This window comes from Streptomyces sp. NPDC002825 (genome assembly GCF_040295385.1).
Classification (GTDB): Bacteria; Actinomycetota; Actinomycetes; order Streptomycetales; family Streptomycetaceae; genus Streptomyces.
This window is the reverse complement of the sequence record NZ_JBEOVH010000021.1, coordinates 59,944-80,081: the sequence shown is the minus strand read 5'-3', so window position 1 is coordinate 80,081 and position 20,138 is coordinate 59,944. Positions and strand designations below refer to the sequence as shown.

The window sequence follows — 20,138 nt, the reverse complement described above, 5'->3', positions numbered from 1 at the left end:
GCCTCAGGAGCCGAGCTTCTGGAAGAGGGCGCCGATCTCGGCCTGGGTCGCGACCAGCGGCAGCGTGTCGAAGCACAGCTCCCACTCCCCGCCGGGGCCGAAGCGCTCCACGATCCCGAACGGGATGCCGGTGCGGGTGCTCTCGCCGTCGCGTACGGAGACGGTGCCGTGCCACTCCACGTAGGTGGTGGTCTCGCCGACGGCGACCTGGCCCGCCTTGAGGTCGAGGTCGGCGGTGGCGAAGAGGCGCTCCAGGTAGGCACGCTTGCCGGCCTCGGACGCGAGCGGGGCGGCCAGTCCCGGTCCGTCGAGCCGGGAGCCCCGGGTGCGGGCGAGGAGGGCGTCGGCGTCCCCGGCGTTCCAGGCGGCGAGACGCTCCGGGACCTCTTCGGCCCGGGCCCGGAAGCCGGCCTCGGCGGGGAAGCCGGCCTCGGCGGGGAAGCCGGCCTCGGCCCCCTCGGTGGCGCCGGCTGCTCCCGCGTCCGTGATGCCCGCGAAGAGCGGCGCGGGCGCCGACTCCGGCACGGTGTCCTGGAAGAGGACGGCCCGGTCGTAGTAGCGGCGGGCCTGGAGGGTGCGGCCCTCGTCGCCGAGGACGTTCCGCGCGATCTGCGGATAGGCGACGGTGTGGCCCTTGAGGGTGACCTCGTTCCACTGCCCGAACATCACGGTGCTGCCGTCGGCGACCACGTCCGTGCCCCGGTAGGTGAGGCCGGGCGCGAGGCGCAGGGAGTTCGTGATGGAGGTGCCGATCGTGGTGCGGCCGCGCTGCGCGGCGCTCCCGGCCTCCCAGAGGGTGGCCTCGGGGTCGAAGATGTCGAGGTAGGCCTGGACCCGGGGGTGGGCGAGGTCGCCGGGCGCGGGCGGCGTGCCGGTCGCCATCTCTCCGAAGGTGATCTGCCGCTCCATGAAGGCGCAGGCGTTCGGGGTGATGTGCCCCTCCAGCCGCTCGACCTTCTCCCGCGCCGCCGGGCAGTCGCCCCGGGCCATCGTGGCCGCTCCGCCCGGCAGTGCCTCGGCCGTCGTCACGGTGACCGCCGCTCCCGCGACGATCGCCGTCGCCACCGCGACGCCCGCCAGACCACGTCGACCCGTACCCATGTCGCACCCCTCATGTCGTCGATCACCGGGTGCGGCCGTGTGCCGTCCCGGTGCGCTCACCCTGTCGCGAGGGCGGCACGGGGGTCGATTACCTCCGAGATCATGCGCCTCGCCGGCCGGACGCCTCACCGGTCAGGCACCGCAACGGCCGGCCGCCCCACCGGTCGCCCGCCCCACCGGCCAGCCGCCCCCACCGCTCAGCCGCCTCGACGGCCGGCCGCCCCACCGGTCAGCCACCTCACCGGTCGGGCACCTACCGGTCACGCGCCCCGGCAGGACACGGGGTGACACGACCTGTCCGCATGGCGGACACCCTGTCCGCCGCTACCGAACAAGGTGGGAATCCGCCGCTCCGCATGATGCGATGACCCTATGAGCATCACTCTCACCACCTGGTCCCTCGAACAGACCTCGCCGTCCGACCTCCGCCCCGCCACCCCGCCGGAGGGCGACGACGTGGTGATCCGGCGCGCCGAGGTGCCCTCGGCGGAGTTCAGCCGCTTCCTCTACACGGCGGTCGGCGGCGACATCCGCTGGTCGGACCGACTGTCGCTGACGTACAAGCAGTGGCAGGAGATCGTCGAGAAGCCGGGCGCCGAGATCTGGGTGGCGTACGACAAGGGGACGCCGGCCGGGTACGTGGAGCTGGACCCGCAGGACGACGGCGTGGTGGAGATCGTCTACTTCGGCCTGATCCCGGCCTTCCGGGGCCGCCGGATCGGCGGGCACCTCCTCTCCTACGGGACGGCGCGCGCCTGGGACCTGGCGGAGCGCTGGCCGGGGCGGGAGGCCACGAAGCGCGTCTGGCTGCACACCTGCTCGCTGGACGGGCCGCACGCCATGGCCAACTACGAGCGGCGCGGCTTCCGGCTCTTCGACACCAAGGTCGAGGAGGCCGAGGAGGCGGAGACCCCCGGTCCGTGGCCGGGCGCGTACGTCTGATCCGTACAGGACCGCGATCCATGTGAAGGGGCCCCGAGCGGGGCCCCTTTCGCGTGACCCACACCACACTGTCTCGACCTCCGAGACGACTATGTCCAAATCCTGGACGATGCTGGACTGCGTCCAAAGTCCCGTGACACGCTTCCGTCATGTCTGGAACTGGAATTGCCTTGGTGAGTCGGCGGCACGTCGACCTCGGCCGCATGTCCAGCGCCATCTGTTCGGCGCGCTGAGAGAACCAGCACCGCCGCGCATTCTTTCAAGCCCGACTCTGCCCCACCCTGCTGCGCACTGACGCGCCACCCTCTGACCTGAGCGCGAGTGTGCAGGTCAGAGCCGCCCTCTCGCAGTCCCGAAGGACGAAACGCCATGGCCGCCACTCCGGAAAACCCCACTCCCGCCGCCGCCCGCCGCAAGGTCGGGCGCCACCGTGGCGAGGGTCAGTGGGCCGTGGGGCACTTCACCCCCCTGAACGGCAATGAGCAGTTCAAGAAGGACGACGACGGTCTCAATGTGCGGACACGTATTGAGACGGTCTACTCGAAGCGCGGCTTCGACTCCATCGACCCCAACGACCTGCGCGGACGCATGCGCTGGTGGGGTCTCTACACCCAGCGCAAGCAGGGCCTGGACGGCACCAAGACGGGCGTCCTGGAGCCGGAGGAGCTGGACGACGAGTTCTTCATGCTCCGCGTGCGCATCGACGGCGGCCGGCTGACCACCGAACAGCTCCGCGTCATCGGCGAGATCTCCGAGGAGTTCGCCCGCGGCACCGCCGACATCACGGACCGGCAGAACGTCCAGTACCACTGGATCCGCATCGAGGACGTCCCCGAGATCTGGAACCGCCTGGAGGCGGTCGGCCTGTCGACCACCGAGGCCTGCGGCGACACCCCGCGTGTCATCCTCGGCTCCCCCGTGGCCGGCATCGCCGCCGACGAGATCATCGACGGCACCCCCGCCATCGAGGAGATCTACCGGCGCATCGTCGGCAACAAGGACTTCTCCAACCTGCCCCGGAAGTTCAAGTCCGCGGTCTCCGGCTCGCCGCTGCTCGACGTGGCGCACGAGATCAACGACATCGCCTTCGTCGGCGTGCAGCACCCGGAGCACGGCCCCGGCTTCGACGTGTGGGTCGGCGGTGGTCTGTCCACCAACCCGAAGCTCGGCGTCCGCCTCGGCACCTGGGTCTCCCTCGACGAGGTCCCCGACGTCTACGAGGGCGTCATCTCGATCTTCCGCGACTACGGCTACCGCCGGCTGCGCAACCGCGCCCGCCTGAAGTTCCTCGTCGCCGACTGGGGCCCGGAGAAGTTCCGCCAGGTCCTGGAGGACGAGTACCTCAAGCGCAAGCTGACGGACGGCCCCGCCCCCGAGCAGCCCGCGGGCCGCTGGCGCGACCACGTCGGCGTCCACCAGCAGAAGGACGGCCGCTTCTACGTGGGCTTCGCGCCGCGCGTCGGCCGGGTCGACGGCGCCACCCTGACGAAGATCGCCGAGATCGCGGAGGCGCACGGCTCCGGCCGGGTCCGCACCACCGCCGAGCAGAAGATGCTCGTCCTCGACATCGAGGAGGCGCAGGTCGAGTCCATCGTCTCCGCCCTGGAGGCGCTGGACCTGCGCGTCACCCCCTCGCCGTTCCGCCGCGGCACGATGGCCTGCACCGGCATCGAGTTCTGCAAGCTCGCGATCGTCGAGACGAAGGGCCGCGGCTCCTCGCTCATCGACGAACTGGAGCGCCGCATCCCCGAGTTCGACGAGCCGCTGACGATCAACATCAACGGCTGCCCGAACGCCTGCGCCCGCATCCAGGTCGCGGACATCGGCCTCAAGGGCCAGCTGGTCCTGGACGACGAGGGCAACCGCGTCGAGGGCTACCAGGTGCACCTGGGCGGCGCCCTCGGCCTGGAGGCCGGCTTCGGCCGCAAGGTCCGCGGCCTCAAGGTCACGGCGGCCGAGCTGCCGGACTACGTGGAGCGGGTCCTCAAGCGCTACCAGGCGGAGCGCGAGACCGGCGAGCGCTTCGCCACCTGGGCGGCCCGCGCGTCGGAGGAGGCCCTCTCATGAGCGAGCGAGCCGCACCGTTCCACTGCCCCTACTGCGGGGACGAGGACCTGCGTCCGGGCGAGCAGGGCCACGGCGCCTGGGAATGCGCCGCGTGCAGTCGAGCCTTCCAGCTGAAGTTCCTGGGGCTCCTCGCCCCGGCGACTTCGGACAAGAACACTGGGAGGGAACACATATGACGGTCACTCAGGACACGACCGCGGCCGACCTCAAGGTACTCGCCGAGCAGGCCGGCCGTGATCTGGAGGACGCCTCCGCCCTGGAGATCCTCCGCTGGGCCGTGGACACCTTCGGCGACCGCTTCTGCGTCACCTCCTCCATGGAGGACGCGGTCGTCGCCCACCTCGCCTCCCGGGTCAAGCCCGGCGTGGACGTCGTCTTCCTCGACACGGGCTACCACTTCGAGGAGACGATCGGCACCCGCGACGCCGTGGACGCCGTCATGGACGTCCACGTCATCACCCTGACCCCGCGTCAGACCGTGGCCGAGCAGGACGCCGAGTACGGTCCGAAGCTCCACGACCGCGACCCCGACCTGTGCTGCGCGCTGCGCAAGGTCAAGCCGCTGGAGGAGGGCCTGACCGCGTACGGCGCGTGGGCCACCGGCCTGCGCCGCGACGAGTCCCCCACCCGGGCGAACACCCCGGTCGTCGGCTGGGACGAGAAGCGGCAGAAGGTCAAGGTCTCCCCCATCGCCCGCTGGACGCAGGACGACGTCGACGCGTACGTCACGGAGCACGGTGTCCTCACCAACCCGCTCCTCATGGACGGGTACGCCTCCGTCGGCTGCGCCCCCTGCACCCGCCGCGTCCTGGAGGGCGAGGACGCCCGGGCCGGACGCTGGGCCGGACGGGCCAAGACCGAATGCGGGCTGCACGGATGACGGACACTCAGACACCCCAGGAGAACCACGTGACCGGTGCCACCATCTGGCTCACCGGCCTGCCGAGCGCCGGAAAGACCACCATCGCGTACGAGCTGGCCGGCCGCCTCCGCGAGGAGGGCCACCGCGCCGAGATCCTCGACGGCGACGAGATCCGCGAGTTCCTCTCGGCGGGCCTCGGCTTCAGCCGCGAGGACCGGCACACCAACGTGCAGAGGATCGGCTTCGTCGCCGAGCTGCTCGCCTCGCACGGCGTGAAGGTCCTGGTCCCGGTCATCGCCCCGTACAACGACAGCCGCGAGGCGGTCCGCAAGCGCCACCAGGCCGAGGGCACCGCCTTCCTGGAGGTCCACGTGGCCACCCCCGTCGAGGTCTGCTCGGTCCGTGACGTGAAGGGCCTCTACGCCAAGCAGGCCGCGGGCGAGATCTCCGGCCTCACCGGCGTCGACGACCCGTACGAGGCACCCGAGAACCCCGATCTGCGGATCGAGTCCCAGAACCAGACCGTGCAGGAGTCCGCGGCGCAGCTCCACGCGCTGCTCACCGAGAGGGGCCTGGCATGACGACCGTTGCCCACGTCCACGACAGCACGGACAGTCCGTTCGCGCTGTCGCACCTCGACTCCCTGGAGTCCGAGGCCGTCCACATCTTCCGTGAGGTGGCGGGCGAGTTCGAGCGGCCGGTGATCCTCTTCTCCGGCGGCAAGGACTCCATCGTCATGCTGCACCTGGCGCTGAAGGCCTTCGCCCCTGCGCCGGTCCCCTTCACGCTCCTCCACGTCGACACCGGGCACAACTTCCCCGAGGTCATCGCGTACCGCGACCGCGTCGTGGCCCAGCACGGCCTGCGGCTGCACGTGGCCTCCGTGCAGGAGTACATCGACGCCGGCAAGCTCCGCGAGCGCCCCGACGGCACCCGCAACCCGCTGCAGACCGTCCCGCTGACCGAGGCGATCCAGCAGCACCGCTTCGACGCCGTCTTCGGCGGCGGCCGCCGCGACGAGGAGAAGGCCCGCGCCAAGGAGCGGGTGTTCTCGCTGCGCGACGAGTTCTCGCAGTGGGACCCGCGCCGCCAGCGCCCCGAGCTGTGGCAGCTCTACAACGGCCGGCACGCCCCCGGCGAGCACGTCCGGGTCTTCCCGCTGTCCAACTGGACCGAGCTGGACGTCTGGCAGTACATCCAGCGCGAGAAGATCGAGCTCCCCGAGATCTACTTCGCCCACGAGCGCGAGGTGTTCGCCCGCAGCGGCATGTGGCTGACGGCCGGCGAGTGGGGCGGCCCGAAGGAGTCGGAGACGGTCGAGAAGCGGCTGATCCGCTACCGCACCGTCGGCGACATGTCCTGCACCGGTGCCGTCGACTCCGACGCCACCACGCTGGACGCCGTCATCGCCGAGATCGCCGCCTCCCGGCTCACCGAGCGGGGCGCCACCCGGGCCGACGACAAGCTGTCCGAGGCCGCGATGGAAGACCGCAAGCGCGAAGGGTACTTCTAATGAGCACGACCACCGAGCAGCTGTCCGAGCAGCTGGCGGCCACCACCCTGCTGCGTTTCGCCACCGCGGGCTCCGTCGACGACGGCAAGTCCACCCTGGTGGGCCGGCTCCTCCACGACTCCAAGTCGGTCCTCGCCGACCAGCTGGAGGCCGTGGAGCACGCCTCGCGCTCCCGTGGCCAGGAGGCGCCCGACCTGGCGCTCCTCACCGACGGTCTGCGGGCCGAGCGCGAGCAGGGCATCACGATCGACGTGGCCTACCGCTACTTCGCGACGCCCCGCCGCCGCTTCATCCTCGCCGACACCCCCGGGCACGTGCAGTACACCCGGAACATGGTCACCGGCGCCTCCACCGCCGAGCTGGCCGTGGTCCTCGTCGACGCCCGCAACGGCGTCGTCGAGCAGACCCGCCGGCACGCGGCCGTCGCCGCGCTGCTCCGCGTCCCGCACGTGGTCCTCGCCGTGAACAAGATGGACCTGGTCGACTACCAGGAGTCCGTCTTCGCCGCGATCGCCGAGGAGTTCACGACGTACGCCTCCGAGCTCGGCGTTCCGGAGATCACCGCGATCCCGATCTCGGCGCTCGCCGGCGACAACGTCGTGGAGCCGTCCGCCAACATGGACTGGTACGGCGGCCCGACGGTCCTGGAGCACCTGGAGACCGTCCCGGTCAGCCACGACCTGACGGCCTGCCACGCGCGCTTCCCCGTGCAGTACGTGATCCGTCCGCAGACCGCCGAGCACCCCGACTACCGGGGCTACGCCGGTCAGATCGCCGCCGGTGCCTTCCGGGTCGGCGAGGAGATCACCGTCCTGCCGTCGGGCAAGAAGTCGACGATCACCGCCATCGACGCGCTGGGCGAGTCGGTGGACATCGCCTGGGCCCCGCAGTCGGTGACGATCCGGCTCGCCGACGACATCGACATCTCGCGCGGCGACCTGCTCGCGCCGAGCGGCGACGCCCCGGCCACCAGCCAGGACGTCGAGGCGACCGTCTGCCACGTGGCGGACCAGCCGCTCGCCGTCGGCCAGCGGGTCCTGCTCAAGCACACCACGCGCACGGTCAAGGCGATCGTCAAGGACATCCCCTCGCGGCTGACCCTCGACGACCTGTCCCAGCACCCGAACCCGGGGCAGCTGGTCGCCAACGACATCGGCCGGGTCGTGGTCCGCACCGCCGAGCCGCTCGCGCTCGACGCGTACGCGGACTCCCGCCGTACCGGATCGTTCCTGCTGATCGACCCCGCGGACGGCACGACGCTCGCGGCCGGCATGGCGGGCGAGTCCTTCGCCACGGCCAAGGCCGTCGCCGCGGTGGACGAGGAAGAAGGGTGGGATTTCTGAGATGAGACAGAACGTCTACGCCACCTTCGCGAAGGAGGGCGGCCGGGTCGGCTCCGGCGCCCTCGGTGCGGGCATGGGAGGTGTCGCGCGATGTGCGTGCTGACCTCGCTGTGCCGCCCGAGCGGTACGAGCCGGCTCCACCCGCTCCACCCCGAAAGACATAGACGCAGACTTCGCTGAGAAGTTGAACCGAGGGGAACACCACCCGTGCCTGCCACCACCCGAACCACCCTGCGCCGCGGTCTGGCCGCCGCCGTTGCCCTGCCGCTGCTGATCGGCGCACTCGCCTCCTGCGGCTACGGCTCCGAGGCCAAGAACGACGACACGAAGAAGGTGGCCGCCGAGGGCGACAAGCTCTCCGCCGACACCGTACGGCTCGGGTACTTCCCCAACCTCACGCACGCCACCGCGCTGGTGGGCGACCAGGAGGGCATCCTCCAGAAGGAGCTGGGCGGCACCAAGCTGGTCCCCACCACCTTCAACGCCGGCCCGTCCGAGATCGAGGCGCTGAACGCCGGCTCCATCGACATCGGCTTCATCGGCCCCTCGCCGTCCATCAACGGTTACGTCAAGACCAAGGGCACCAACCTCCGCATCGTCGGCGGCGCCGCCTCCGGCGGCGTGAAGCTCGTGGTGAACCCGGCGAAGATCAAGACCCTGGACGACCTCAAGGGCAAGAAGATCGCCACCCCGCAGCTCGGCAACACGCAGGACGTGGCCTTCCTCAACTGGATCTCCGAGAAGGGCTGGAAGGTCGACGCCCAGAGCGGCAAGGGCGACGTCTCCGTGGTCCGCACGGACAACAAGGTCACCCCGAACGCCTACTCCTCCGGCGCCATCGACGGCGCCTGGGTGCCCGAGCCGACCGCGTCGAAGCTGGTCAGCGAGGGCGCGAAGGTGCTGCTCGACGAGTCCGACCTGTGGCCGGACAAGAAGTTCGTCATCACGAACATCATCGTGTCGCAGAAGTTCCTGACGGAGCACCCGGACGTCGTCGAGGCGTTCCTGCGCGGTTCGGTGAAGACCAACGAGTGGATCAACGCCAACCAGGACAAGGCGAAGGCCTCGGCCAACGCCAAGCTGAAGGCCCTCTCGGGCAAGGCCCTGGGTGCCAAGGTGATCGACGCCGCGTGGCCGTCCATCCAGTTCACCGACGACCCGCTGGCGGCCACCCTGCAGGCCCAGGCCGACCACGCGGTGAAGGCCGGTCTCCTGAAGCAGCCCGAGCTGTCCGGCATCTACGACCTGAAGCCGCTCAACAAGGTCCTGAAGGCCGCGGGTCAGCCCGAGGTCTCCGACGCCGGTCTCGGCGCGAAGTAACAGCCCGCAGCTGATCCCAGGAGGTGACGACCATGGCCACGACCGCGACCCTCGCCAAGGCCGAGGACCGTGCGGCGGTGACCCATGCCGCCCGCATCGAGCACGTCTCCAAGTCCTTCGCCGGACCCGCCGGCGGGCAGCTCGTCCTCGACGACATCTCGCTCGATGTCGCCCCCGGCGAGTTCGTCACCCTCCTGGGCGCCTCGGGCTGCGGCAAGTCCACGCTGCTCAACCTGGTCGCCGGGCTCGACCGGCCGTCCGCGGGGTCCATCGAGACCCCCGGCGGCCGGCCGGCCCTGATGTTCCAGGAGCACGCCCTCTTCCCGTGGCTCACCGCGGGAAAGAACATCGAACTGGCCCTGCGGCTGCGCGGGGTGCCCAAGGCCGAGCGGCGCGAGGAGGCCGAGCGCCTCCTCGCCCTCGTCCGGCTCGGCGGCTCGTACGACAAGCGGGTCCACGAGCTGTCCGGCGGCATGCGCCAGCGGGTCGCGCTGGCCCGCGCGCTCGCCCAGGACAGCGACCTGCTCCTGATGGACGAGCCGTTCGCCGCGCTCGACGCCATCACCCGGGACGTGCTGCACGACGAGCTGACCCGGATCTGGCGGGAGACGAAACTGTCGGTGCTCTTCGTCACCCACAACGTGCGCGAGGCCGTGCGGCTTGCCGAGCGCGTCGTCCTCCTCTCGTCCCGGCCCGGCCGGATCGCGCACGAGTGGAAGATCGACATCCCTCAGCCGCGCCGCATCGAGGACGCCGCCGTCGCGGAGCTGTCCCTCGAGATCACCGAGCACCTGCGTGGGGAGATCCGCCGTCATGGCCAGCACTGACACCACACCGAAGACACAGCACCCCGACGACCTCGCCGGTCTCGAAGCGGGCCTGGACGCCCTCGACACCGTGAACGTCTCGCGGCTCCCGGTCCGCCAGGTGCTGGTCAAGAAGGTGCTGCCGCCGGTCGTCGCCGTCCTGCTCGTCCTGGTGGTCTGGCAGCTGCTCGTCACCCTGAAGGTGACGGACGACTACAAGCTGCCCGCCCCGTCCGCGGTGTGGGACAGCCTGACCACGATGTGGCTGGAGGGCACGCTCCTCCAGGTCCTCTGGACCAGCATCTCCCGGGCCCTCTTCGGCTTCCTCCTGGCGCTCGCCATCGGCACCCCGCTGGGTCTGCTCGTCTCCCGCGTGAAGTTCGTGCGCGCGGCTATCGGCCCGATCCTCGCGGGTCTCCAGTCGCTGCCCTCGGTGGCCTGGGTCGCCCCGGCCGTCCTGTGGCTCGGCCTCAACGACAGCATGATGTACGCGGTGATCCTGCTCGGCGCCGTCCCCTCGATCGCCAACGGCCTCGTCGCCGGCGTCGACCAGGTCCCGCCGCTCTTCCTGCGGGCAGGCCAGACGCTCGGCGCGACGGGACTCAGGGGCGCCTGGCACATCGTGATGCCGGCCGCGCTCCCCGGCTACCTCGCGGGCCTCAAGCAGGGCTGGGCGTTCTCCTGGCGCTCGCTGATGGCCGCGGAGATCATCGCCTCCTCGCCGGACCTGGGTCTCGGCCTCGGCCAGCTCCTGGAGAACGGCCGCAACAACATCGACATGGCCGGGATCTTCCTGGCGATCATCCTGATCCTGATCGTCGGCATCGCCATCGACCTGCTCATCTTCAGCCCTCTGGAGCGCGCGGTCCTGCGCCGCCGCGGCCTCCTGGCGAAGGGCTGACCAGACCATGAACCGCCCTGTCCTCCTCGTGATCGCCCACGGCAGCCGCGATCCGCGGCACGCGGCGACCGTCCAGGCGCTGGTGCGCCGGACCGGTGCGCTGCGGCCGGGGCTGCGCGTGGAGACGGCGTTCCTGGACTTCAACCTGCCCTCGGTGCCGGGGGTGCTCGACCGGCTCGCGGCGGACGGGGTCCGGGAGGTCGTGGCGCTGCCGCTCCTCCTGACCCGCGCCTTCCACGCGAAGGCCGACATCCCCGCCGTGCTGCGCCAGGCGCCGCCGTCCCTGAACATCCGTCAGGCGGAGGTCCTGGGCCCTTCGCCGCTGCTGATCGCGGCGGTGGAGCGGCGGTTGTACGAGGCCGGGCTCGCGCCCGGCGACAAGAGCGCGACCGGGGTCGTCCTGGCCTCGGCGGGCTCCACAGACCCGGAGGCGATCGCGGTGATCGCAGAAACGGCGCGGGAGCTGCGGCGCACCGGTTGGTGCTCCGTGCGGCCCGCGTTCGCCTCCGCTGCACTCCCCCGTACGGAGGACGCGGTACGGGCGCTCCGCGCCGAGCCGGGCGTCCGGCGGGTGGCGGTGGCCCCGTACGTGATCGCCCCGGGCCGTCTCCCGGACCGCATCGCGACGGGCGCGGCCGAGGCCGACGTCCTGGCGGACGTCCTGGGCCCCTCCCCCGAACTGGCCCGGCTCCTCCTGGAGCGGTACGACGGCGCCCACGCGGCCCGTCGCCCCGCCGCCAGGACCGGACTCGCTAGCTGAAGTCGAGCCCGCCCGTGCGGGTGCGCTTGAGTTCGAACAGGTCGGGGTGGTTGGCGAGGACCCGGAAGCCGTCGAAGAGTTCGGCCGCCTTCTCGCCGCGGGGGATCGCCCGCAGGACCGGGCCGAACCAGACGGTGCCGTCGACGTGGATCGTCGGGGTGCCGACGTAGCCGTCCGCCGCGGGGTCCTTGCCCGCGTCGTGGCTGCGGCGGACCGCCTCGTCGTAGGCCGGGTCGTGGGCGGCGGCCGCGAGCTCCGGCGGGAGGCCGAGCTCGTTGAGCGATTCGGCGATGACGGCGTCGAGGTCCGTCTGCTTCTTCTCGTGGATGCGGGTGCCGTACGCGGTGTAGAGCGGGCGCAGGATCTCCTCGCCGTGCTGTGCGGCGGCGGCCACGGCCACCCGGACCGGGCCGATGGAGGCGTCGACGAACTCGCGGTACGAGTCGGGCAGGGTGTTGCCCTCGTTGTGGACGTACAGGCTCATGACCTTGAAGCGGAGGTCGATGTCCCGGTGGGCCTCGACCTCCAGGATCCAGCGGGAGGCGATCCAGGCGAAGGGGCAGGCGGGGTCGAAGTAGAAGTCGACGGTGGGGCGGGGCGTGGTCTCTGCGGTCGTCATACGTTCAATCTAGCCAAGAGTTGGCCCGCTGCCACGGGCCATTCCCCGTCCTTTCGACTGGGCCACTTGGGGGTCAGTCGCCCCGCGCCATCTCGATGAGCCTGACGACCGTGTTCCAGTTCCGGCCGGTGGCGACGAGGCCCTTCACCACGGACGGGCGGGAGACCGCCTCGCCCAGCTTGGACTTCCCGAGGCCTTCGGGGGTGTAGAGGTACAGCACGCGGTCGCCCAGGGCGAAGTCCTCGGGGAGGTGGGCCTCGCGGTCGATCGAGGCGAAGCGCTCGGGGTCGGCGGCCTCCGAGTAGTAGATGGCGTGGAGCTGCTTGCCTTCGAGTTCGGCGGCCGGGAAGGGGCAGGCGTCGGCGACGGCGGCGAGGTAGTCGGCGTCGCGGACGAGGCAGTCGACGCGGAAGCCGAATCGCTCCTCGATGGCGTCTTCGAGCGAGGCCCTGAGCTCGTCCTCGCCGGCGCCGGAGCCGGTGGTGAAGACGGCGTTCCCGCTCTGGAGGTAGGTGCGGACGTCCGTGTGCCCGAGTTCTCCGAGGAGCTTGCGGAGTTCGGCCATGGGGACCTTGCGGTGCCCGCTCACGTTGATGCCGCGGAGCAGGGCCACATAGGTCTTCGTCATGGGCTCAATCTAGTCGGCCACCGTGCCGCGTGGGGGGCGGCGCGGTGGCCGGTTCGAACACTGTCGGATGCGGGGGTTCCGGAGAAGACCCTTCACCCATCTGTGACTTATTCAACAAGGTTTCGTAATCGCGAATCCGTCATCTGCGCTGATAGCGGGCGAGGACCCGGTTGCCGTCCTCGACGAGGCGTCTGCGGAGTTCGGCGCCGTCGATGGCGCCGCTGTAGTACTCCTGGAAGGCCGGGGTCGCCACCTTGTCCTTCCATTCGGGGTAGCCGCGCACCGACTGGGCGGGCGCGGGCCGCAGGTGTTCGGCCACCGCCGCGCCGGTCGCCCAGCCGTCCCGGGCGGTGTGCAGGGAGGGATCGGCGAGCGCGGCCGTGCCGGTGGGCAGCATCCAGTCGCCGCGCGCGAGCCGCACCATGTTCGCCGGGCGCAGGAAGAAGTCGAGGAACTGGGCCGCCTCCTTCTTGTGGGGGCTGTCCGCGGCGATCGAGAGGGTCTGCGGGGAGACGCCCTGGGCGAGCCCTTCGGCGCCGACGGGCGCGGGCAGTACCGTCCACTCGAAGTCCTTGGGCGCCTGCTGCGCGATCTGCTGGCGGTAGGCGAACCCCAGGGGGACCATGGCGTACTTGCCGGCGAAGAAGCCGGGCAGGGTGTCGGAGCCGCCACTGCCGAGCGTGGTGCGGGGGGCCGTCCGGTCGGTGACGACCAGGTCGTGAATGGTGCCGGGGACGATGCCGTCGGCCTCGGTGAAGTCGACGGTCACCCGGCCGTCGGGGTCCCGGTGGAAGAGCCGGCCGCCGGCCGAGACCCCGAGGTTGAGGCTGACGGAGACGGGCTCCTTGAGGGGCCAGGCGACCGCGTGACGGCCGCTGCCCATGGTGCGGGTGAGGTCCTGGGCGATCTGCCGGAACTCGGTCCAGCTCCAGGGGTCGTCCGGGGTGGGGACGCGGACTCCGGAGGACTCCAGGATCTTCCGGTTGGCGATGAGGACGCGCGGCTCCTGGAGGAACGGCACGCCGTAGACGCCCTCGCCGAAGGTGGTGGTCTCCCAGCCGCGGGCCGGGATGTCGGCGCGCAGCCGCTCGGAGAGGAGGGGGCGCAGGTCGGCGAGGTGGCCGCCGTACGCGAAGTCGGCCAGGTCGTCGGAGGCGTCGTGGATGATGTCGGGTGCCTCGCCGCCCTCGAAGGAGGTGAGGAGCTGGTCGTGGACGGAGTCCCAGCTGCCCTGGACGTACTCGACCCGGATGCCGGGGTGGGCGGCGTTCCACTCCTTCACCAGCTGCCGGTTGGCGTCGACGGACTCCTTCTGCCAGGCGAGGGACTGGAAGCGGAGCCGTACGACACCGTCGTCGTCGGGACCGTCGCCGCCCGCGGCGCAGCCGGTGAGGAGCAGGGCGAGCGAGGCGGCGAGGGCGAGGATCCGTCTCATGACTTCACCGCCCCGGTGAACATCCCGCCGGTGATCCGTCTCTGCAGGACTCCGAAGACGAGGAGGGACGGCAGGGTGGCGAGGAAGGCCGCGGCGGCGAGCGGGCCGAGGTCGGCGACGCCCTCGGCGCCGAGGAAGTGGGTGAGGACGACCGGCAGGGTCTGCTTCTCGGGGGACTTGAGCAGGACGAGGGCGAAGAAGAACTCGTTCCAGGCGGTGACGAAGGCGAAGAGGGCGGTGGCGACGATGCCCGGGGCGAGGAGCGGGGCGGTGACCGAGACGAGGGTACGGATCCGGCCGGCGCCGTCGACGGCCGCGGCCTCCTCCAGTTCGGCCGGGACGGCCCTGACGTACCCCATGAGCATCCAGAGGGCGAAGGGCAGCGACCACACCACGTACACCAGGACGAGCCCGGGGACGCTGTTGATCAGGTGCAGGTTCTTGAGGACGAGGAAGAGCGGGATGATCACGAGGACGAAGGGGAACGCCTGGCTGATCACCACCCAGCCGGTGGCGGCCCCGGCGAGCCTGCCGCGGTGGCGGGCCGTCACATAGGCGAGCGGGGTCGCGACGGCCACCGCGGTCACGGCGGCAAGGACGGCGGCGAGCAGGCTGTTCGCGGCGGCCCTGAGCAGCGGCTGCTCGGCGAAGGCCTGCCGGAAGTTGTCGAGGGTGGGGTCCTCCGGGATCCAGGTGGGGTGGAGCGAGGCCAGTTCGGGGGCGGGTTTGAAGGCGGTGGACAGCAGCCAGAGGAAGGGGAAGGCGAGGAAGACCAGGTACGCGAGGAGGGCCAGGTACTGGCCTGCCCGCGCGGGCCCGCTCGTCCGGAGGGCGCTCACCGGTCCTGGTCCCCTTTCAGACGGCGTACGAGGGAGAGGGCGATGAGCACCGAGACGGCGGCGACCATCACGCAGCCCATCGCGGCGGCGTAGCCGAACTGTCCGTAGCGGAAGGCCTCTTCGTAGGCGAAGAGCATGGGGAGCCGGGTCCGGCCGCCCGGTCCGCCGTTGGTCAGGACGTAGACCAGGGCGAAGGAGTTGAAGTTCCAGATGAGGTTGAGGGCGGTGATGGCGAGGGCCACCGGCCGGAGCGCCGGCCAGGTGACGGCGCGGAAGCGGCGCCAGGCGCCGGCGCCGTCGAGGGCGGCGGCCTCGTGGAGTTCGCGCGGGGTGTTCTGGAGCCCGGCGAGCAGGGCGACGGTGGTCTGCGGCATCCCGGCCCAGACGCCGACGACGATGACGGCGGGGAGGGCGGTGGCGAGCCCGGAGAGCCAGTCGTGGCCCTCGCCGAGGCCCAGGTTCCGGAGGGTCTCGTTGAGGATGCCGGCGTCGGGGTTGTAGACGAGCCGCCACATGATGCCGACGACGACCTCGGGCATCGCCCAGGGGACGATGGCGAGGGCCCGCGCCAGCCAGCGGAAGCGGAGGTTCTGGTCGAGCAGGAGGGCGAGGCCGAGGGCGAGCAGGAACTGGGGGACCGTCACTCCGACGGCCCAGACGACGCCGATGCGGAAGGACTCCCAGAAGAGGGTGTCGTGCAGCAGGTCCTGGAAGTTGAGGGTGCCGACCCACCGGGTGGCCTGGGTGCGGCCGGACTGGGCGTCGGTGAAGGCGAGCGCGATGCCGTAGAGGAGCGGTCCGACGCTGAGCACGAGGATCGGCAGGAGCGCCGGGAGCACCAGGAACCAGGCGCCGAGGTCGGGGCCGCGCGGCCGTGCCGCGGGGGCGCCGCGGGGTGTGCGCGCCCGGCCGGGCCGCTTGACCGTGGTCACTGAGCTCATCGAGGGGCCCCCGGCCGCTCGCTCGCGGTCACCGCACTCACGATCCGCCCCCGTCCACACCGCTGCTGCCGCCGTCCGGAATCCCGCCATGGTGCTGACGGTGCGTCGGCCCGTCAAGGCGACGGGCGCGGTGAGCTGCGCGGATGGGAGACTTTGGCGCAAAGACATGGGTGAGGGAGAGGTCGATGGACGAGGCGCGGGCACGGGAGATCCTGGGCGGGGCGGGGCTGCCGGTCGCGGGTGCGCGGCTGCTCGCCCTGGGCGAGAACGCGGTCTTCGCCCTGGGCGATCTGGTGGTGAAGGTGGGCCGGGACGCGGAGCTGATCGAGCGGGCCGGGCGGGAGCTCGCGCTGGCCTCCTGGCTGGAAGCCGCCGGGGTCCCGGCGGTCCGGGCCGCCGAGGAGAAGCCGCGCCTGGTGGACGGGCATCCGGTGACCGTCTGGCACCGACTGCCGGAGGCCGTGCGGCCCACGGAGCCCCGTGATCTCGCCCCGCTGCTCCGGACCGTCCACGCGCTGCCCGAGCCGGCCGGGTTCACGCTCCCGCGCCGTGAGCTGCTCGGCGGGGTCGAGCGGTGGCTGCGGCTCGCGGGGGACGCGATCGACCCGGCGGACGCGGCCTTCCTGCGGGAGCGGCGCGACTCCTTCGCCCCGGCGGCCGCCGCGCTCACACCGCGTCTGACGCCGGGACCGATCCACGGGGACGCCCTCCCGCGGAACGTGCACGTGGGCCCGGACGGCCCGGTCCTGGTGGACCTGGAGACCTTCTCCTCGGACCTGCGCGAGCACGACCTGGTGGTCCTTGCCCTCTCCCGGGACCGGTACGGCCTGGACCCGGCGGCGTACGAGGCCTTCACCGAGGCGTACGGCTGGGACGTCCGGGAGTGGGAGGGGTGCGCGGTGCTGCGGGGGGCGCGGGAGACCGCGAGCTGCGCGTGGGTGGCCCAGCACGCGCCGACGAACCCGAAGGCGCTCGCCGAGTTCGAGCGGCGGGTGGCCTCGCTGCGGGACGGCGACCCCGAGGTGCGCTGGTACCCCTTCTGACATCATGTTCCCCGTCGAACCGGCCGGTAACGAACGGGGTGTTGAGATGCGTGTCGAACTGTCCGAGGTGACCCTCGACGTCGAGGTGAGCGGGGAGGGACCGGCCGTGCTGCTCGTGCACGGCTTCCCCGACAGCCATCAGCTGTGGCGGCACCAGGTTCCGGCGCTGAACGCGGCGGGTTTCCGTACGGTCGCCCCCACGCTGCGCGGCTTCGGCGCCTCGGACCGTCCCGAGGGCGGTCCGGCGGCGTACCACCCGGGCAAGCACGTCGGCGACCTCGTCGAGCTCCTGGGGCGGCTCGACCTCGACCGGGTCCATGTCGTGGGCCACGACTGGGGTTCGGGCATCGCGCAGGCCCTGACCCAGTTCTTCCCGGACCGGGTGCGGAGCCTGAGCATCCTGTCCGTGGGCCATCTGGCGTCGATCCGGTCGGCGGGCTGGGAGCAGAAGCAGCGCTCCTGGTACATGCTGCTGTTCCAGCTGGCCGGGGTCGCCGAGGACTGGCTGACGCGGGACGACTTCGCGAACCTGCGGGACATGCTGGGTGAGCACCCGGACGCGGAGGACGTGATCGAGACGCTGCGCGCGCCGGGCGCGCTGACGGCCGCGCTCGACATCTACCGCGCGGGCCTGCCGGCGGAGGTCCAGTTCGGACCCGAGCCGCCGGCGGTGCCGCTGCCGGAGACGGTCCCGGTGATGGGCGTGTGGTCGACCGGCGACCGTTTCCTCACCGAGCGCTCGATGTCCGGGACGGGCGAGTACGTCGCCGGCTCCTGGCGCTACGAGCGGGTCGAGGACGCGGGCCACTGGCTCCAGCTGGACCAGCCGGAGAAGGTCAACGAGCTGCTGCTCTCCTTCCTCAAGGAGAACTCCTGAAGGGCCGGTTCCGGTCGATCGTCGCTGATCCCGGGTGACCGCTTCCGTCGGGCGGCCGGCGAAAGGTGACCGTTTCCATGGACGGCGCCGGCGGAGGGCGGGTTCAAACCCGCCTGGAGAGTGAGTCCGCCCCCGTCACGGGGAGCGGGAGCCGTGTCCGGTTTCCACGCCGACGTGCCTTCTGAGCTGGAACGATGCCGACGTCTTCGCCCCGCGTGCCCTCCGGCCCGCGGGGCGAAGACGTCCCGGTATCCGGCGCCGGCCGGCTGGTCGGCCACAGTGAAGAGGACGGCTTCGTGAGCAACCCTCAGGACGACAACGAGATCAGCGCGGTAACCCCCGCCCAGGTGGCCCGGCTCGCCGAACACGGCATCTACGCCTCCGCCACCGAGCTCGACCCGGACGCCGTCAACCTGGCCCAGGCGCTGGTCGCCACGCTCAAGGGCGAGGCCGACAGCGCCCTGCTGACCCCCGAACTCCGGCAGCTGACGGAGCAGGTGCAGGCGAGGGCGACCTTGGGATTCCCGACGATCGCCTCGCACGGTGTGGAGCTGTCGGCGTTCACGATCAAGCTCCACGGTGACGAACCCCGCCCGGTGGTGATCGTGCCGGCGGGCTGGACCCCGCTCGGCTGGACGATCTTCGCGTACGCGTACCTCCAGCTGGCGCTGCGCGGCTACCACGTCCTGGCGTACACCCCGCGCGGCATCGGCCTGACGTTCCCGCTGATCGGCGGCGGCTACCACGACGCGTTCTTCACCTCAGGCGGCACGGTCGACGTCGCCGGCCCGAAGGACCGGCTCGACGGCTCCACGGTCATCGACTACGCGCAGCAGCACCTCTCCCCGAGCAAGATCGCCTTCCTCGGCGAGTCGTACGGCTCCGGCATCAGCCAGCTCGTCGCGGCGCACGACCCGGACGACCGCGTCGACGCGGTCGTCGCGTTCAGCACCTGGGGCAATCTCGCCACGAGCCTCTACGACAACGGCACCCGGCACCTGGCGGCCGTGGAAGCCCTGGTGAACTTCACCGGCGGCCCCGAGGAGCGGAAGTTCGACGCGGACACCCGGGAGATCCTGGCGGACTTCAGGGCCGGACGGAACCTCGACCGCGTGGTGGCCTGGGGCACCGAGCGCGCGCCGTCCGCGTACACCGAGGAGACCAACGACCGGGACATCCCCACGTTCTTCTCGAACACCTGGCACGAGACGCTCTTCCCGGTCAACCAGGTCGGCGAGCACTTCGAGCGGCTGACCGTGCCCAAGCATCTGAACCTGTGGATCGGTGACCACGCCGCTCCCGAGGGCGCCGGTCTCTCGATCCCGTGGAGCGGGCCGAACCTGCCCGTCGAGGAGGCCTTCGCCTGGCTCGACCACCATGTGCTGGGCGCCTCCGACGGCGTGCCCGAGTGGCCCGCGGTCAACAGCCAGATCATGTTCACGTACCGGACCGAGACCGACCCGGAGACCGGTCAGAACGTCATCACCGAGCCCGCCGTCCGCGAGCCCGCGTCCTCCTGGACCGAGGTCACCACGTCCACCGAGGACTGGTTCCTGACGTCCGTCGGCTCCGACAGCCGTGATGGCGGCCTCGCCCAGGAGGCGGAGACCGGCTGGAAGCGGGAGTTCACCGCGGGCGAGCTCACGGACGCCACCGCGGTCGACGCGATCATCGCCACCGGCCAGGCCGAGTGGAAGGGCAATCCGAAGACCTACGCCACGGACAAGTTCGACCGGCAGCACCTCGCCGTCTGGACGACGGCGCCCCTCGACGCCACGGCCACGGGTGCCGCCCGCCGTGTCCGGGGCGTCCCCGAGCTCACGCTCAGCATCCGCAGCAGCGTCGCCTCGGCGACGCTCGTGGCCTGTCTCTTCGACGTCAGCGCCGACAACACGGCCCGCATCATCACCCACGAGCCCCTCACCCTGACGGATCTGACCCCCGGTGAGGACCACACGGCCACCTGGAGGCTCCAGGCCGCGGCCTACGACGTGGCCCCGGGCCACCGCCTCATGCTCGTGGTCGGCAGCAAGGACCAGCTCTACTCCGACGCCCTCACCGACGCCGGGATCGACAGCAGCACGACCACCGTCACCTCCGTCGACGGCGTGGCCGCCGTCCTGAAGCTGCCGCTCGGCTGA

The 20,138-nt window shown here is 71.4% G+C and carries 21 protein-coding genes; 15 read left to right on the top strand and 6 right to left on the bottom strand.

Annotated elements, in window-relative coordinates; genetic code table 11:
- Nucleotides 1–3 precede the first annotated feature (3 nt).
- Complete coding sequence (locus ABT041_RS24930) at nucleotides 4–1,101, bottom strand: hypothetical protein (RefSeq protein WP_351187967.1); 1,098 nt, start codon at nucleotides 1,099–1,101, stop codon at nucleotides 4–6.
- 372 nt (nucleotides 1,102–1,473) lie between these two features.
- Between ABT041_RS24930 and ABT041_RS24925 the strand changes: the two genes are divergently transcribed.
- The 12 genes from ABT041_RS24925 (at nucleotide 1,474) to ABT041_RS24870 (ending at nucleotide 11,615) form a co-directional block, all read left to right on the top strand.
- Nucleotides 1,474–2,043, top strand: coding sequence for a GNAT family N-acetyltransferase (locus ABT041_RS24925; protein WP_351187965.1), 570 nt, complete (start codon nucleotides 1,474–1,476; stop codon nucleotides 2,041–2,043).
- Nucleotides 2,044–2,192: 149 nt separating this feature from the next.
- Nucleotides 2,193–2,276: a putative leader peptide gene (locus tag ABT041_RS24920; RefSeq protein WP_351188065.1), complete on the top strand. Its 84-nt coding sequence runs from the start codon at nucleotides 2,193–2,195 to the stop codon at nucleotides 2,274–2,276.
- 136 nt (nucleotides 2,277–2,412) lie between these two features.
- Nucleotides 2,413–4,110 (top strand): nitrite/sulfite reductase, encoded by a 1,698-nt coding sequence (locus ABT041_RS24915; protein WP_351187963.1) that lies wholly within the window; start codon nucleotides 2,413–2,415, stop codon nucleotides 4,108–4,110.
- On the top strand, nucleotides 4,107–4,286 hold the full coding sequence (locus tag ABT041_RS24910) for a hypothetical protein (protein WP_351187961.1): 180 nt from the start codon (nucleotides 4,107–4,109) through the stop codon (nucleotides 4,284–4,286). The genes ABT041_RS24915 and ABT041_RS24910 overlap by 4 nt, the downstream gene beginning before the upstream one ends.
- A complete protein-coding gene (locus tag ABT041_RS24905) occupies nucleotides 4,283–4,990 on the top strand; it encodes a phosphoadenylyl-sulfate reductase (protein ID WP_351187959.1) in 708 nt (235 codons plus the stop codon). The genes ABT041_RS24910 and ABT041_RS24905 overlap by 4 nt, the downstream gene beginning before the upstream one ends.
- Nucleotides 4,972–5,553, top strand: coding sequence for an adenylyl-sulfate kinase (cysC, locus tag ABT041_RS24900; protein ID WP_502976588.1), 582 nt, complete (start codon nucleotides 4,972–4,974; stop codon nucleotides 5,551–5,553). Before ABT041_RS24905 ends, cysC begins: the two co-directional genes overlap by 19 nt.
- Nucleotides 5,550–6,485, top strand: a complete 936-nt coding sequence (gene cysD / locus ABT041_RS24895; protein WP_351187955.1) for a sulfate adenylyltransferase subunit CysD — start codon at nucleotides 5,550–5,552, stop codon at nucleotides 6,483–6,485. The genes cysC and cysD overlap by 4 nt, the downstream gene beginning before the upstream one ends.
- The gene (locus ABT041_RS24890; RefSeq protein ID WP_351187953.1) at nucleotides 6,485–7,828 is read left to right on the top strand and encodes a sulfate adenylyltransferase subunit 1; all 1,344 of its coding nucleotides are present in this window, start codon (nucleotides 6,485–6,487) and stop codon (nucleotides 7,826–7,828) included. Before cysD ends, ABT041_RS24890 begins: the two co-directional genes overlap by 1 nt.
- A gap of 207 nt (nucleotides 7,829–8,035) precedes the next feature.
- Complete coding sequence (locus tag ABT041_RS24885; RefSeq protein WP_351187951.1) at nucleotides 8,036–9,148, top strand: aliphatic sulfonate ABC transporter substrate-binding protein; 1,113 nt, start codon at nucleotides 8,036–8,038, stop codon at nucleotides 9,146–9,148.
- A 32-nt stretch (nucleotides 9,149–9,180) separates the two neighbouring features.
- A complete protein-coding gene (locus tag ABT041_RS24880) occupies nucleotides 9,181–9,975 on the top strand; it encodes an ABC transporter ATP-binding protein (RefSeq protein ID WP_351187949.1) in 795 nt (264 codons plus the stop codon).
- A complete protein-coding gene (locus ABT041_RS24875; protein ID WP_351187947.1) occupies nucleotides 9,962–10,855 on the top strand; it encodes an ABC transporter permease in 894 nt (297 codons plus the stop codon). Before ABT041_RS24880 ends, ABT041_RS24875 begins: the two co-directional genes overlap by 14 nt.
- Before the next feature lie 7 nt (nucleotides 10,856–10,862).
- On the top strand, nucleotides 10,863–11,615 hold the full coding sequence (locus tag ABT041_RS24870; RefSeq protein ID WP_351187945.1) for a sirohydrochlorin chelatase: 753 nt from the start codon (nucleotides 10,863–10,865) through the stop codon (nucleotides 11,613–11,615).
- On the opposite strand, the gene ABT041_RS24865 is transcribed toward ABT041_RS24870, so the two are convergent.
- From ABT041_RS24865 to ABT041_RS24845, 5 genes are all read right to left on the bottom strand, one after another.
- Entirely contained in the window at nucleotides 11,608–12,234 is a 627-nt protein-coding gene (locus tag ABT041_RS24865) for a mycothiol-dependent nitroreductase Rv2466c family protein (RefSeq protein WP_351187943.1), read from the bottom strand. The two genes, ABT041_RS24870 and ABT041_RS24865, sit on opposite strands and share 8 nt — an antisense overlap.
- Nucleotides 12,235–12,307: 73 nt before the next feature.
- Nucleotides 12,308–12,862 carry a DUF1697 domain-containing protein gene (locus ABT041_RS24860; protein WP_351187941.1) on the bottom strand — a complete coding sequence of 185 codons (555 nt, stop codon included), beginning with the start codon at nucleotides 12,860–12,862 and terminating at the stop codon, nucleotides 12,308–12,310.
- A 139-nt stretch (nucleotides 12,863–13,001) separates the two neighbouring features.
- Complete coding sequence (locus tag ABT041_RS24855; RefSeq protein ID WP_351187939.1) at nucleotides 13,002–14,297, bottom strand: ABC transporter substrate-binding protein; 1,296 nt, start codon at nucleotides 14,295–14,297, stop codon at nucleotides 13,002–13,004.
- A complete protein-coding gene (locus ABT041_RS24850) occupies nucleotides 14,294–15,136 on the bottom strand; it encodes a carbohydrate ABC transporter permease (protein ID WP_351187937.1) in 843 nt (280 codons plus the stop codon). Before ABT041_RS24850 ends, ABT041_RS24855 begins: the two co-directional genes overlap by 4 nt.
- On the bottom strand, nucleotides 15,133–16,077 hold the full coding sequence (locus ABT041_RS24845; protein ID WP_351187935.1) for a carbohydrate ABC transporter permease: 945 nt from the start codon (nucleotides 16,075–16,077) through the stop codon (nucleotides 15,133–15,135). Before ABT041_RS24845 ends, ABT041_RS24850 begins: the two co-directional genes overlap by 4 nt.
- Before the next feature lie 185 nt (nucleotides 16,078–16,262).
- On the opposite strand from ABT041_RS24845, the gene ABT041_RS24840 reads away from it, so the two are divergent.
- The 3 genes from ABT041_RS24840 to ABT041_RS24830 all read left to right on the top strand — a co-directional run bounded on the left by ABT041_RS24840 (nucleotide 16,263) and on the right by ABT041_RS24830 (nucleotide 20,138).
- A complete protein-coding gene (locus ABT041_RS24840) occupies nucleotides 16,263–17,120 on the top strand; it encodes a phosphotransferase enzyme family protein (protein WP_351187933.1) in 858 nt (285 codons plus the stop codon).
- 46 nt (nucleotides 17,121–17,166) lie between these two features.
- On the top strand, nucleotides 17,167–17,997 hold the full coding sequence (locus ABT041_RS24835) for an alpha/beta fold hydrolase (RefSeq protein WP_351187931.1): 831 nt from the start codon (nucleotides 17,167–17,169) through the stop codon (nucleotides 17,995–17,997).
- A 296-nt stretch (nucleotides 17,998–18,293) separates the two neighbouring features.
- On the top strand, nucleotides 18,294–20,138 hold the full coding sequence (locus ABT041_RS24830) for an alpha/beta fold hydrolase (RefSeq protein WP_351187929.1): 1,845 nt from the start codon (nucleotides 18,294–18,296) through the stop codon (nucleotides 20,136–20,138).